Annotated in this window: 17 protein-coding genes, 1 tRNA gene and 1 other RNA gene; 18 read left to right on the forward strand and 1 reads right to left on the reverse strand. The window is 70.2% G+C overall.

The annotated features are described in order from the left end of the window. Positions 1–621 precede the first annotated feature (621 nt). The 17 genes from ACGFYQ_RS17215 to ACGFYQ_RS17295 all read left to right on the forward strand — a co-directional run bounded on the left by ACGFYQ_RS17215 (position 622) and on the right by ACGFYQ_RS17295 (position 11921). A complete protein-coding gene (locus ACGFYQ_RS17215; protein ID WP_393744576.1) occupies positions 622–870 on the forward strand; it encodes a hypothetical protein in 249 nt (82 codons plus the stop codon). 66 nt (positions 871–936) lie between these two features. Beyond that, positions 937–1407, forward strand: a complete 471-nt coding sequence (locus tag ACGFYQ_RS17220) for a transcriptional regulator (protein WP_393744578.1) — start codon at positions 937–939, stop codon at positions 1405–1407. Between the two features lie 85 nt (positions 1408–1492). Next, the gene (locus tag ACGFYQ_RS17225) at positions 1493–1789 is read left to right on the forward strand and encodes a hypothetical protein (RefSeq protein ID WP_393744714.1); all 297 of its coding nucleotides are present in this window, start codon (positions 1493–1495) and stop codon (positions 1787–1789) included. Continuing rightward, complete coding sequence (locus ACGFYQ_RS17230; RefSeq protein WP_393744580.1) at positions 1786–1974, forward strand: hypothetical protein; 189 nt, start codon at positions 1786–1788, stop codon at positions 1972–1974. Before ACGFYQ_RS17225 ends, ACGFYQ_RS17230 begins: the two co-directional genes overlap by 4 nt. Continuing rightward, the gene (locus ACGFYQ_RS17235; RefSeq protein WP_393744582.1) at positions 1971–2831 is read left to right on the forward strand and encodes a DUF2637 domain-containing protein; all 861 of its coding nucleotides are present in this window, start codon (positions 1971–1973) and stop codon (positions 2829–2831) included. The genes ACGFYQ_RS17230 and ACGFYQ_RS17235 overlap by 4 nt, the downstream gene beginning before the upstream one ends. Continuing rightward, the gene (locus ACGFYQ_RS17240) at positions 2828–3208 is read left to right on the forward strand and encodes an RRQRL motif-containing zinc-binding protein (protein WP_393744584.1); all 381 of its coding nucleotides are present in this window, start codon (positions 2828–2830) and stop codon (positions 3206–3208) included. Before ACGFYQ_RS17235 ends, ACGFYQ_RS17240 begins: the two co-directional genes overlap by 4 nt. Further along, complete coding sequence (locus ACGFYQ_RS17245; protein WP_393744586.1) at positions 3205–5415, forward strand: cell division protein FtsK; 2211 nt, start codon at positions 3205–3207, stop codon at positions 5413–5415. Before ACGFYQ_RS17240 ends, ACGFYQ_RS17245 begins: the two co-directional genes overlap by 4 nt. Before the next feature lie 139 nt (positions 5416–5554). Then, positions 5555–5806 (forward strand): hypothetical protein, encoded by a 252-nt coding sequence (locus tag ACGFYQ_RS17250; RefSeq protein WP_393744588.1) that lies wholly within the window; start codon positions 5555–5557, stop codon positions 5804–5806. A 24-nt stretch (positions 5807–5830) separates the two neighbouring features. Further along, positions 5831–6028, forward strand: a complete 198-nt coding sequence (locus ACGFYQ_RS17255) for a hypothetical protein (RefSeq protein ID WP_393744590.1) — start codon at positions 5831–5833, stop codon at positions 6026–6028. A gap of 33 nt (positions 6029–6061) precedes the next feature. Beyond that, a complete protein-coding gene (locus ACGFYQ_RS17260) occupies positions 6062–6250 on the forward strand; it encodes a hypothetical protein (protein WP_271244202.1) in 189 nt (62 codons plus the stop codon). 68 nt (positions 6251–6318) lie between these two features. Next, complete coding sequence (locus tag ACGFYQ_RS17265; RefSeq protein WP_393744716.1) at positions 6319–6711, forward strand: hypothetical protein; 393 nt, start codon at positions 6319–6321, stop codon at positions 6709–6711. Next, positions 6708–7070: a hypothetical protein gene (locus tag ACGFYQ_RS17270; RefSeq protein WP_393744592.1), complete on the forward strand. Its 363-nt coding sequence runs from the start codon at positions 6708–6710 to the stop codon at positions 7068–7070. Before ACGFYQ_RS17265 ends, ACGFYQ_RS17270 begins: the two co-directional genes overlap by 4 nt. Before the next feature lie 13 nt (positions 7071–7083). After that, positions 7084–7374, forward strand: a complete 291-nt coding sequence (locus ACGFYQ_RS17275) for a hypothetical protein (protein ID WP_393744594.1) — start codon at positions 7084–7086, stop codon at positions 7372–7374. Positions 7375–7553: 179 nt separating this feature from the next. Then, positions 7554–8405, forward strand: a complete 852-nt coding sequence (locus tag ACGFYQ_RS17280; protein WP_393744596.1) for a bifunctional DNA primase/polymerase — start codon at positions 7554–7556, stop codon at positions 8403–8405. Between the two features lie 3 nt (positions 8406–8408). Beyond that, the gene (locus ACGFYQ_RS17285; RefSeq protein ID WP_393744598.1) at positions 8409–9881 is read left to right on the forward strand and encodes an ATP-binding protein; all 1473 of its coding nucleotides are present in this window, start codon (positions 8409–8411) and stop codon (positions 9879–9881) included. Between the two features lie 450 nt (positions 9882–10331). Then, positions 10332–10556: a helix-turn-helix domain-containing protein gene (locus tag ACGFYQ_RS17290; RefSeq protein WP_393744600.1), complete on the forward strand. Its 225-nt coding sequence runs from the start codon at positions 10332–10334 to the stop codon at positions 10554–10556. An 81-nt stretch (positions 10557–10637) separates the two neighbouring features. Then, entirely contained in the window at positions 10638–11921 is a 1284-nt protein-coding gene (locus tag ACGFYQ_RS17295) for a tyrosine-type recombinase/integrase (RefSeq protein ID WP_393744602.1), read from the forward strand. Between the two features lie 63 nt (positions 11922–11984). On the opposite strand, the gene ACGFYQ_RS17300 is transcribed toward ACGFYQ_RS17295, so the two are convergent. Then, positions 11985–12072: transfer RNA gene (locus tag ACGFYQ_RS17300), tRNA-Ser, on the reverse strand. A gap of 107 nt (positions 12073–12179) precedes the next feature. Between ACGFYQ_RS17300 and ffs the strand changes: the two genes are divergently transcribed. Further along, positions 12180–12278: signal recognition particle sRNA small type (ffs, locus tag ACGFYQ_RS17305), an RNA gene on the forward strand. Positions 12279–12332 lie beyond the last annotated feature (54 nt).

A 12332-nucleotide genomic window follows, 5' to 3' on the forward strand; every position in this document is an offset into this window, starting at 1 on the left:
GAGGCTTGTCAACAAGCAGGGCGCCCCGGAAACGGTGGCCCAACTGCTGATCAACGTCTCAAGAGGGGCCTTCTTTGGGCTGCTCTGAGCTGCACGAATGCACCGCTGACAACTCCACAGCGTGATCCACCGCAGCAGGACGGCCGTGACCGCACCAGCCGAGGCGAGTGGAGACCAGCCGACCGAGAACGGGCCCGCGTCACAACCGGGCCCTACACCCCAGCAGGGGGACACGCCATCGGCTCTAAAGAACCACCCGGCCGACATTGGGCCGCCACGACATCCGGAGACAGGGACCGCCTCCGGATCGAGCGGAACCGGGTGAAGCCCGCTCCCACAGACATTGACCGCCTACAGAGGAGTTGTCGTGAGCCGCTCAAGACCGTCGGCGGTCGCCGCACTGGACCGGTGCGGCGGCCTTGCCCTTCGCGTCACGCTTCACCGCCCTGCGAGACGGACCCGGGCTCCCCGCCCGTACTGCTCGCACGGCTCTCACCCTTTCGCAGCGCTCGCAGCGCTGCGGCCGGTTGCCTCCCCCGCCCGTCCGGCGCCCTTGGCGCTGTACGGGCGGGGCTGAGGGGAGCCGGACTTCCGCCTCCGTCCCTGATTCGGGAGGACCGCATGAGCATGTCTGACGGGGAGTCCCTCCCCGACCCGAGCACCGTCTCCGCCTCCGAGCTGGGCCGGATCCTGCGAAGTCTCGCGGGGCTGGCCGATGAACTGGCCGCGCCGCTGGTGGTGGAGGAGTTCCGGCTCGCTCAGTACCGCCGTGTCGCGGCTGTGGCCGAGTGGGTCACCAAGGCGGCCGACAGCCTGCACTACTGCCTGGACCGGCAGACCAACCCCGACGAGTACGGCGACGACGACTAGCGCAGTCCGCGACCCGGCCGCCGGCAAGTCCCTTCACTGCTTCGCTACCTTCCCTCTGGAGTCCTCATGCAGGCTGCAACGTTCGCTGCCGTGTTCGCCGCCCTGTACGTCGCTCACAGCGTGGGTGACCACTGGGTGCAGACCTCCCGCCAGTCGGCCGACAAGGGCAAGCCCGGCTGGACCGGCCGGCTGGCCGACGCCCGCCACGTCGCCACCCTGACCGCCACGAAGCTGGTGGTCCTCCTGCCTGTCGCCATGCTGCTGGGCCTGCACCTCACGGCCGCCGGCCTGGTTGCGGGACTCGGTGTGGACGCCGTGACGCACTGGTGGGCGGACCGCCGCTCCACCCTGGCCCGTCTGGCCAAGGCGCTCGGCCTGGAGGGCTTCTACAGCCTCGGCACCCCGGCCCACCCCGCCGCCCCGGTCACCGCCTCGGGCGGCCCAGCCGCGCACCTGGGGACCGGCGCCTACGCACTCGACCAGTCCTTCCACCACCTGTGGCTGCTGGTCGCCGCGCTCCTCATCGCCACCGTCTGAGCTGTTTCACCTCCGGGGCGGTCGCCTCTCGCCAAAGACCGCGACCGCCCCGCGCCCGTCCCTTCGACATCAGGAGAGAAAGATGATGCGTACGTACATCGGCGGCCAGGAGGCCGTCAGCGTCAACGAGTTCATCGAGCTGGCCTTGGGTACCCCGCTGGAGTTGTGGCTCGGCGTGGAGGGCGAGAGTGCCGAGGAGCGCGCGGCCCGCCTGGACGCGGCTCGCGACATCCTCAGTGAGAACCCGGACCTGCCGGATGACGTGAGCCGGGTCGCGGCCCAGGTGATCGAGGCGAACGCGCCGGAGCTGTTCAACGTCGTCCCGCTCGTCCGGCTGGCGGCCCGTCGCCGGACTCGCTCCCGCAAGGGGGCGGCGGCATGAGCGCCAACCCTCGCCGTGCCCTGGACCAGTATCTGATCTGGGCTGGTTCGCTGGCCGTGCTGGTGGGCGTGCCGGGCGCCGTAGCGCTGCACGACGCGTGGCTGCTGGTCGCCGCCGGGATCGGTTGGTGTGTCCAGCATGTCGGCTGGGCCCGCCACAACCGCCGGATCGGCGGTGCGGCATGAACCGCACCGCCAAGGGCCTGTTGGTCGCCGCACTCGTTGGCGTGGTCGGGATGGCCTTTCGCGTCTCCTGGAACGCTCAGCGGGACGTGGCTCGGACGGTCGGCGCGGACGGCACGGCCGCCCTGCTCTACCCGTTCGTGGTCGACGGCCTGATGGCCCTGGCCCTGGTTGCCACCCTGGTGCTCACCGGCAGGGACAAGACGTTCGCGCTGCGGGTGCTGGCCGGATACACGGTCGCTTCGCTGGTTCTCAACTACGTGCACGGTCTGGTTCCCGAGCTGCACGGCGGTGGACGGGTTCAGTTGGCTGACTGGGACCCCGCCAACTGGCTGCTCGTGTTGCTGGCGACCTCGCTGCCGGTCGGGTCCATCTTCTTCGGCTCCGACCTCGTGGCGAAGGTGCTGCACCACCGACCGGCCCCGATCGCAGATCAGGATGAATCAGAGCAGCTCACCGTAAATCGGTTGGGGTCTGACCTGCACGAGTCGACCCCCGCAGCCCCGGCTGAGGCGACCGAACTCCCCGCCATCGAGTCGGCCGACCCGCAGTCGGTCACCGGGCCCGTCGAGCTGCCGCAGTCGGCCCCGGCTCTGGCAGTCGCCGCCTTGCAGCATGCCCCGCGTCGGGCGACCGGGCGGGTACCGGAGTCGGCCCGCACACCCCGACCGACCCGCACGGCAGATGAACTCCTCGGCGAGGCGCGGTCGGCTACCGCCGACTGGCCGGACGTCGAGCTGACGGCGGAGGCGATCCGCAAGGCGGTCCGCACCTCGTCGGCCAACGGCCGGACCTTGCGCGACACGCTCAAGGCCGAGCGCGCCGAGCAGATGACCGTGATCGGGGCGGTGGCCGGATGAGCTTGATGTTCGCCCGCTGCTTCGACCCGACCGGTGCCCTCCACGGGATACCCACCTTCCCCTGGCGATTGGCCCCGGATGGACTCGCCACCCGCCGCCAGCTCCGCGCCCTGGGGCTGCGGCCCGGCGGTCAGGGCATCGCTGGTCAGGTCCTGGGTCCGCGCTTTCGGCGCGGCCCGCTGACCGCGTTCTTGTATCGCGTCGACCGGGCCAAGCCGGTCCGGCCGATGACCCCGGCCAAGACCGCCGCGCTGGCCAAGGCCAACACCGCCCGCCGCACCTGCCCCGAATGCCGCCGCGACGCCGGATACGTCATCCCCGCCCAGCTCGGCGTGTGCATCCCCTGCGCCTACCCCGAAGGAGTCGAACCGTCGTGACCGAGATCAACCCGTTCCCGCACCAGGCCGAACCGGACGAGCACACGGCCAAGGTGATGCCCTTCCCTAAGAAGACTCCCGGACCCGATGCCCCCGGTGTGGGGGAGGTCCGGCCCGGTGAGTGGCAGGCCGAACTCCCCAACACCGACGACGACTCGGACGACATCGCCGAGGGTGCCCCGGTGGACCCGCCCCGCACGGTCTACCCGCCGTCGGTTGCGGAGTGGATGCAGGCCCACGACAAGACCCGTCAGCCGGTCCTGCCCGCGTGGGTGAAGCTCCCCGACCAGCGGGCGGCCGTGCGCCGCTGGGCGGTCCGGCACTACTCCACCCTGGTCGGCTACCACGCGCTTCGGCTGCCGCTGGTCTACACGCCGAAGATCCTCGCCTACGCCCCGCGCGGTGCGTGGCGCTGGTCGGCTGCGGCCGGGCGGTGGGTGTTCGACGCCGAGGGCAAGAACCTGCGCCTCGCCGCCGTCCGCGCCGAGGACGCGGGTGAGTACCTGAGTCTGTCCCGGCAGCGCAACGACCGCGTCCGTCTTCGCGGGATCGTGGCGGCCGTCGCCGGGTTCGTCGGCCTGGCCGCCGCCCTGACCGTCTACGTCATGGCCCCGTCGTGGATGCTTCTGCTGTCCATGGCCGCGCTGACCACCACGCTCGGTGTGGTGGGGGCGCCGGCGGACAAGCCGCTCATCGACCGGGCGAAGGTCACGTTCCGCAAGCGGCGCCTGTCCTCCGACATCATCACCCGCGCCTTTGCCGCAGCCGGTCTGACCGTCAAGGACCAGGGCATCGCCTTCCCCCGGCCGATCGGCCGGGATGGCGACGGGTGGCGGGTCGTGGTCGACCTGCCCTACGGCAAGACGTTCGAGGACGCGCTGAAGAAGCACGTGCCGCTTGCCTCGGGCATCGACATCTCGCCCACGCAGCTCTTCCTGGACCGCGACGAGTCCAGCGCGCGCCGGGTCTCGATGTGGATCGCCGACCGCGACCCGCTCGCCGTCCCGGCCGGCCGCACGCCGCTGCTGGGTGCGACGAGGGTGGACTTCTGGAAGCCGTTCCCGTGGGGTGTGGACGAGCGGGGCAACCCGGTCATGGCCACGATGCTGTGGCTGTCCCTGCTGGTCGGCGCCGTACCGAGGCAGGGCAAGACGTTCTCCGCCCGCTCGATCGTGCTGGCCGCGGCGCTGGACCCGTACGTGCGGATCATCCTGTTCGACGGGAAGGCCTCGCCGGACTGGCGGTCCTTCGCGAAGGTCGCGCACCGGATCGGGTTCGGCATCGTGCCCCGCAACGGATTCGACCCGGTAGAGCACCTCATCAACGCCCTGATGGAGCTGAAGGCGGATGTCGAGGACCGCTACCACCGGCTCTCGGAACTGCCCCTGCACATCTGCCCGGAGGGCAAGCTCACCCCGGAACTGTCCCGGGACAAGAAGCTCAACATGCCCCTCACCCTCGTGGTGCTGGACGAGGTGCAGGAGTACTTGCAGCACCCGGTCCACGGCAAGACGATCCTTGACCTGCTGGTCTACCTCGCCCGGGTCGCGCCGGCCGTCGGGGTGTCGGTCATGAACTCCACCCAGAAGCCCGACGACCAGGCCTGCCCGTCCGTGCTGCGTGACCAGCACCAGGCCAGGTTCTCCCTGCGGGTCGGGTCCTGGCAGGTCTCCGACGTTGTCCTCGGCGCCGGCTCGTACTCCGAGGGCCTGGATGCCTCGCGCCTCCTGAAGTCCCACAAGGGTGTGGGCCTGCTCAAGGGCATGAGCGACGACTCCGGGATCGTGCGTACCTACCTCGCTGATGGCCGCGACGCCGACAGCATCCTGACCCGCGCCCGGACCCTGCGCGAGGAGGAAGGCACCCTGACCGGCGACGCCATCGGCGAGGTCGCCGCGGCCCGCAGCGCCGACGCGATCCTCGATGACATCGCCACCGTCCTAGGCCGCTCCGAGGACAAGGTGTGGTCCGAGGTCATCGTGGACCGCCTCGCCGAACTTGCCCCCGGCACCTACGGCCCGTGGGCCGAGCTTGAGGGCCGCGCGAAGGCCGACCAGCTCGGCACCGTCCTCAAGCCCTTCGGCATCAAGACCGACCAGGTGTGGGGCAAGACCGACGCTGGCAAGGGCGCCAACCGGCGCGGCATCGAGCGACAGCACATCCTCGACGCCATCACCAAGCGTGACAAGAACCGGCCCGCGAAGTAGCCGCGAAGGCCGCTAGGGCTAGCAACCCATGTCGCTAGACCTAGCAACCTCGCTAGCGACCCAAACCGCACCTGATCAGGTCGCTAGCGTCTAGCGGCCCACCTGCGAAAACCCCGGAAACACGCCCAGGAGGGCCCTCATGAGACTTGCCTTGCTCGCTAGCGCCTGCCTACTCGTCGTCACCCTCGGTTACGGCATCAGGTGCTGGCTGTCCCCGTTCGGCGTCTGCCGCAAGTGCGACGGCGTTGGCCAGCTCCTCAAGTTCGACCGCAAGGGACGACCCAAGCGCGGCAAGGTCTGCCGCCGCTGCCATGGCCACGGCATACGCGTCCGCGTCGGCCGCCGCCTCCACAACCGCGCCGCCCGCATCCACCGCGCCGGAACCCGCTAACCCCACACCCAAGGGAGCACCGTCATGGCCCGCGAGAAGTTCGCGCTCACCGACAAGGACCCGCACAGCCTCGGAGAACTCGCCCGCGTCGTCTACCTCGGCGCCAAGGCCGTCCGCCGCCAGCAGCGCGGCAAGTCCACCAAGCGCATCGAGAACGAGATCGACCGCATCCGCGAGCAGGCGCAGGCCCGCGAAGACGCCCGCGCGAACCGCCGCAAGTAGACCCTCCTCCAACCCCGAGCAAGGAGGCCTCCCTTGGCCGTCACCATCACGCTCGTCGCCCTCTTCGGGCTCCTCCTCGCACTGCTCCTGCGCTCCAAGACCCTCGGCGTCGGCTCCGCCTTCGTCGCCGTGATGTTCGGCTTCTACCTCGCCTCTACCGGCGCCGCCCCCGCCGTCACCGAAGTCATCAACTCCCTCATCAACGCCATACCCGACCTGTAGGAGGCACCCCCGTGAACCACCACGACCCCGCCCTCTGGGAGACCACCGAGGTCCACCACCCGGTCCTCATGGCCCCGGCACCGCTGGTCCTCCAGCAGCCGCACCTGATGCCGGACGTCCAGACGATCCAGCTCCCGAACGGCCGCATCATCACCGGCTACGCCATCGCCCCCACGAAGGCCCCCGAGCCCGTCGCGGAGCGGCCGGCCATCAACCCGCTCGCCGTCAACGTCGCCCTCGGCGGCATCGGCTTCGCCGCGGCCTGCGGCGGGCTGATGCTCCTGACCACCTTCATCGCCGCCGTCGCCGCGCTGATCCAGCAGCTCATCATCCTGGCCGCCGTCATCTTCGGCGGCTTCATCGCAGTTCAGGTCCTCGGCAGCAACCGCGGCCACGGGCGGACGGGGACGGTCGTCAACATTCGCCGGGCTGTCATCAAGCGAAACCACTTCCACGGATGATGCGCCACTGGCCGGCGCCCAAGGCCGCGTATGCCACCGCGCCGAGCATCATCAGCGAGATCGGGTGGACCGCCCGCGGTGTCCGGGACTGCCTACACGGCATCGCCGTTCGAGAGTTCTGGCTTCGCAAGGCCGCGCTCCTAGACCGCATCGCCCTCACCGACGACGACCCGGTCAACGGCGACGCCGCCACCCTCGCGGTCGAAGCCGCCCGCCGCCTGATGGAGATCGACGACGCCGCCGGGCTCGGCCCCAGCGGCTTCGCGGACGGCCCTTACACCCCGGACCACCCGGACAGCATTCGCGAGCCCCGCGGCTACGTCCGCCAGGAATACGCCCTCTGGCACCGCCACCACTGAGGAGACAGCTGTCATGAGCCCCAACCCGACGCTCAGCACCACGCAGCACCCCACGATGCACACGCAGGTCGACGGCGTGAAGTACCGGCCCGAGGCCATCACCGTGATCTCGGCTCTGTCCCACATCCGCAGCGCCCGTAAGAGCCCCAAGAACGTGGACGCGGTGAACGTCTACGCCTTCACCGGCCGCGACGGCATCCCGCTGCATGTGGTCTACATCCACCACACCCCTGGCCGTTGGCACGGCGTGAAGGACGTCATCGACGTCTACGAGATCCCCACCGCTGCGCTCACCGACCTGTAGCTGTGCCCGGGGCGGTCGCCTCTCGCCAAAGACCGCGACCGCCCCGGCTCTCCGTCCCTTCGACAGAAACAGGAGACCACCAGCATGACCCACCCCATCGACATTCCGCGAGAGGCCACCGTCCGGCCCCCTCACCTGATGGCATTGGCCGCCGACTGCAGCGTCCTCAGGAGCGCGGCATGAGCGTGCCGATGAACACACAAGGACACCTGCGGACCGCGCTCTGGCTCGCGGAGATTGGCCTGCCCGTGCTGCCACTGCGGGCGGGGAAGGAGCCATTCGGGAACTGCCCGGCCTGCACCCGCTCGGCGTGCGGGGACCGGCCCCACATGAAGGCCGCCGGCCCCTGCCAGTGCCCGGCTCCCTGCCACGCCTGGGGCGCCGCCACCACCGACCCCGACGTCCTTACCGGCCCGGCATGGGCCCGCGCCTGGCGTCAGGCCGGAGCCGTCGCCTACCACCCGGGCGGCGCCGGTCTGACCGTGGTCGACCTGGACGACGCCGAAGCCGTCGCCTGGGCCCGACAGACTCTTCCCGCCACCAAGGTCGTGCCGACGACCCGGGGCGAGCACTGGATCTACCAGGGCGCCATGCAGTCGAAGAACGGGGTCCGCCCCGGGGCCGACGTGAAGTCCACGATGTCCTACGTCCGCTGGCGCGGCTGCGGCTCCGGAACGATGGCCGCACTGCCGGACGCCGTGCGCGTGCTCGTGGTGAAGGAACCCACCGTCCGACACACCCGCCCCGCCATCGTGGCGGTGCCGGCCGGGGGCGGGCAGTGCCCGCACCGCTCGCCCGTCTACCTGGAACGTGGCATCGCCATGGCCGAGCAGCGCATCACCGCGGCGGCCGAGGCCATCCACACGACCGTGTACCGCACGTTCCTCGCCGTACTGTCCGCCCATGGCCGGTGCGGCTGCCTCACCGAGACCCACATCGGGCGCCTGTTCACCGCCGCGCAGGCCAAGGGTGAATCGGCCCGGCACTGTGAGGTCGCCTGGGTCAACGCCCGTACCGCGCTGGGGGTGTGAGCCGTGTCCGACGACGAGAAGGCCTCGGGCCGGGAGGTCATCACCGGCTACGCGCAGGCGAACTTCCGCTACTTCCGCACGCCCGACGGGACCGTGTACGCGCAGAGGAACGGCATGCCCGTCGCCCGGCCGATCCGCTCCCAGGGCACCACGGGCAGCCACCGCCAGGAACTCATGGTCGGCCTCTACGAGGAAGGACGCGGCGTGTTCAACAGCACCGCTCTGAAAGAAGCCCTCGACCTGATCGAGGCGCTCGCGCTGACCAAGGAGGTCCAGCCCGTGCACATCCGCATCGCACCCGGCTTCGACGGAGCCACCTGGCTGGACCTGGGCCGCAACGATGGGCAGTCCGTCCGGATCCACCCCACCGGCTGGGAGATCACCGTCCCCGACCCGCACGAGGTCCGCTGGCGCCGCACCCAGCTCACCGGCGAACTCCCCCTCCCCACCAAGGACACCGATGGCAAGGGCATCGACCTCCTCCTGGGTCTGTGCAACTTCGCCAACGCCGCCACCGAGTGCCTGGCCATCGCCTGGCTCATCGGCTGCCTCGGCCCGTCCGTACCCGTGCCCGCGCCGTTCCTCACCGGTCCCCAGGGCGCCGGCAAGTCGACCGGCGGCCGGATGCTGGTGCGGATCATCGAGGGTATGAGCGGCGACCTGCGCCGCGCCCCCAAGGACGAGGAGAACCTGATCGCGGCCGTCGCGGCTGGGTGGGTAACCGCCCTGGACAACCTCTCCCACCTGGCCCCGGACCTGTCCGACCTCATGTGCTGCATCGTCACCGGCGCCGAAACCATCAAGCGCGCCCTCTACACCGACGGCGACGTCGTACGGGCCCGCTACCGCCGGCCGCTCCTGCTCACCGGAATCGACGTGGGTGTCATCCGCCCCGACCTCGCCGAACGTCTCCTTCCCCTGCGCCTGGAACGCCCCACCATCCGGCGCACCGAGGCTGAGCTGTGGGCGGAGTTCGAAGAAGCCCTCCCCGTGGTCCTGGGCTCGCTCCTCGACTTGACCGTAAAGGTCCGCGCTGTGCAGGTCGACATCCCCACCGACCTGCGGATGGCCGACTTCGCCCACCTGTGCGCGCAGCTCGACGCGGCCACCGGCCTCGGCGCGCTCGCCGCCTACCGTGCCAGCCTCGACGACCTCAACGACGACGTCATCGAAGGCGACCTCCTCGCCCAGACCGTCCTTAAGCACGCCGCCACCCTCGCACCTGGGACGGACGCCCGGATGACGTCCTCGGAGTGGCTCCACGCCCTCACCCAGCTCTACGCGGGGGAGGAGCTGCGTCCCCTGCCTAAGGGCTGGCCCACCACCGGCAAGGTTCTCTCCGACCGGCTCAAGCGCCTCCAGCCCACCCTCGCCGCCCGCGGCGTCCTCATCGACTGGGGCCGCACCAAAACCGCCCGCTACATCGAAATGACCCGCCCCGCCCGCCCCGGCCCCGAGCAGCACGCGGCCTTCTGACCCGGCCCCCTCGGGCCTGCGGCACAAGCAAGAGGAGCACCCCCGGCGACGCCGCCGGGTGCTCCTCTTGCTCTTCCGGCGGCTCGCCGCCGGGCTGGAAGGTCGTGCCGCGCAGCGGCCCCTTCTTTCGCTCTTCAGGTCTGTCGCACTACGACAGACACCACCCTTCTTGTCCGAAGAGAAGAAACCTGCGTCACCCCCGTCACGACAGGCCGAAAACGGCTCACGGCCTGCGGATCCACCGGTGACGCAGACCGCCGACGCTCCGTCATTGCCCGTCACCCGTGTCACCAGGTGACGGCGGCCACCGTCACCCGATGACACCAACCGCACTGGCCGTGTCATCGGAAACCGCAGGTCAGGCGCCGGAATGACGTGAATGACGCGATGACGCAGAAATCCGCACCTCGGACAGGAACCCGGCCTTAGACCCGGTTAAGGAGTGCGCCCATGCACGACACCGATATCGCCGTACCCCTCGCGGCAGACCCGACGCTGGTCCTGCTGACCGTCGAAGAAGCCGCCCGGCGGCTCCGCGTCGGCCGGACCACCTGCTTTCGCCTCATCCGCACCGGGGCCCTGGAGTCCGTCACGATCGGCGGGCTCCGCAGGGTCCCGGTTGACGCGCCGGCCGCGTACGTGACCCGTCTCCGCACCGCCCACCGCGCGGCTTGACGACGCCGGGACGGCGGCACTGGCGCCAAGGCAGTCCGCCGTCCCGCCCACACCCGACTCACCCGAGACAGGAGCCTGCCTGTGGCAGAGAGCAAGAAGAAGGGCACCCGCCGCGCCAACGGGGAGACCGCGATCTACTTCGGCAAGGACGGCCGCTGGCACGCCCGCGTGCCGATGGGCTACCGGGACAACGGCGAGCCGTACCGCAGGCACATCACACGGCTCTCCGAAGACCTCCTGATGGCCGAGGTCAAGAGGTTGGAGAAGCAGCGCGACCAGGGGACCGCCCAGCAGCCCGGGAAGCTGTGGACGGTCGAGAAGTGGCTGTGGCACTGGGTCGAGAACATCGCCAAGGAAGTCGTCAGCGAGAACACCTACGACGGCTACGAGGTGGCCGTCCGGGTCCACCTCGTTCCTGGCGTCGGCAAGCACCGGATCGACCGCCTGGAGCCGGAGCACCTGGAGAGCCTCTACCGGCGGATGAAGGCGAACGGCAGCAAGCCCGCCACGGCTCACCAGGCCCACCGGACCGCGCGTACCGCCCTGGGGGAGGCGGTACGGCGCGGGCACGCGGCGAAGAACGCCGCGGCGCTGGCCAAGCCGCCTCGGGTGGAGGAGCCCGAAGAGGAGATCGAGCCCTACTCGGTCGAGGAGGTGCAGAGCCTGCTCATCGAGGTGAACAAGCGCCGGAACAGTGCCCGCTGGATGCTCGCTCTTGCGCTCGGCCTGAGGCAGGGCGAGACGCTGGGGCTCCGGTGGGCTGACGTGGACCTGGAACACGAGTACCTGAAGCTGCGCCGGAACCGGCTGCGGCCGAAGTACGCGCACGGATGCAAGGAGGCTGATCCGTGCGGCCGGAAGGCCGGGTACTGCCCCCTGCGCGAGCAGGTGCGGCGCGAGACGAAGAACACCAAGTCGCGGGCGGGGCGCCGTGCGGTGCCCCTGCCGGGGCCGCTCGTTCGGATGCTTCGGGCGCACAAGGAGGTCCAGGCCCGCGAGCGGAAGGCCGCCGGCGACCAGTGGACCGAGTCGGAGTACGTGTTCACCAAGCCGCTCGGTGGCCCGCTCAGCCCGAACACGGACTACCACGACTGGAAGAAGCTGCTCGGGGATGCGGGGGTGAGGGACGCGCGCCTCCACGACGCACGGCACACCGCCGCGACCGTGCTCATGCTGCTCGGCGTTCCGGACCGCGTGATCGACCAGATCATGGGTTGGGAGCCGGGAACGTCCGCCCGGATGCGCGCGCGGTACCTGCACGTGCCCGACGCCATGCTGAAGGACGTGGCTCAGAAGATCGCGGAGGCCATCTGGGGCCCCTCGGAGAAGGGTCTCGTGGACAAAGACCAGGACAACGAGGCCTGAGGAACGACGAAGGGCCCCGCTGCAAGCAGCGGGGCCCTTCGACATATTGCCCGGTGAGAGCAATGGCGGAGGATACGAGATTCGAACTCGTGAGGGGTTGCCCCCAACACGCTTTCCAAGCGTGCGCCCTAGGCCACTAGGCGAATCCTCCGCCGCAAACAATACAAGACGTTGAGGGGTGCTCGCGAACGTGATCGTCTCCGGGAGGGCAGGTCGGGGCCGGGCTCGATTCCAGGGGCGTCCATCCGCTAGGGTGGGCTCAGCCCCTCACGTGGCGCTATCTCACCCAACTCCCCCAGGGCCGGAAGGCAGCAAGGGTAAGTGGGCTCTGGCGGGTGCGTGGGGGGCGCTTTGCGTTCCGGGGGCCTTGGTGGCGCCGGCGGGCCGCCGTTGTCGGCGGGCCCGGATAAC

It is taken from the genome of Streptomyces sp. NPDC048258, from assembly GCF_043201995.1.
Lineage (GTDB): Bacteria > Actinomycetota > Actinomycetes > Streptomycetales > Streptomycetaceae > Streptomyces.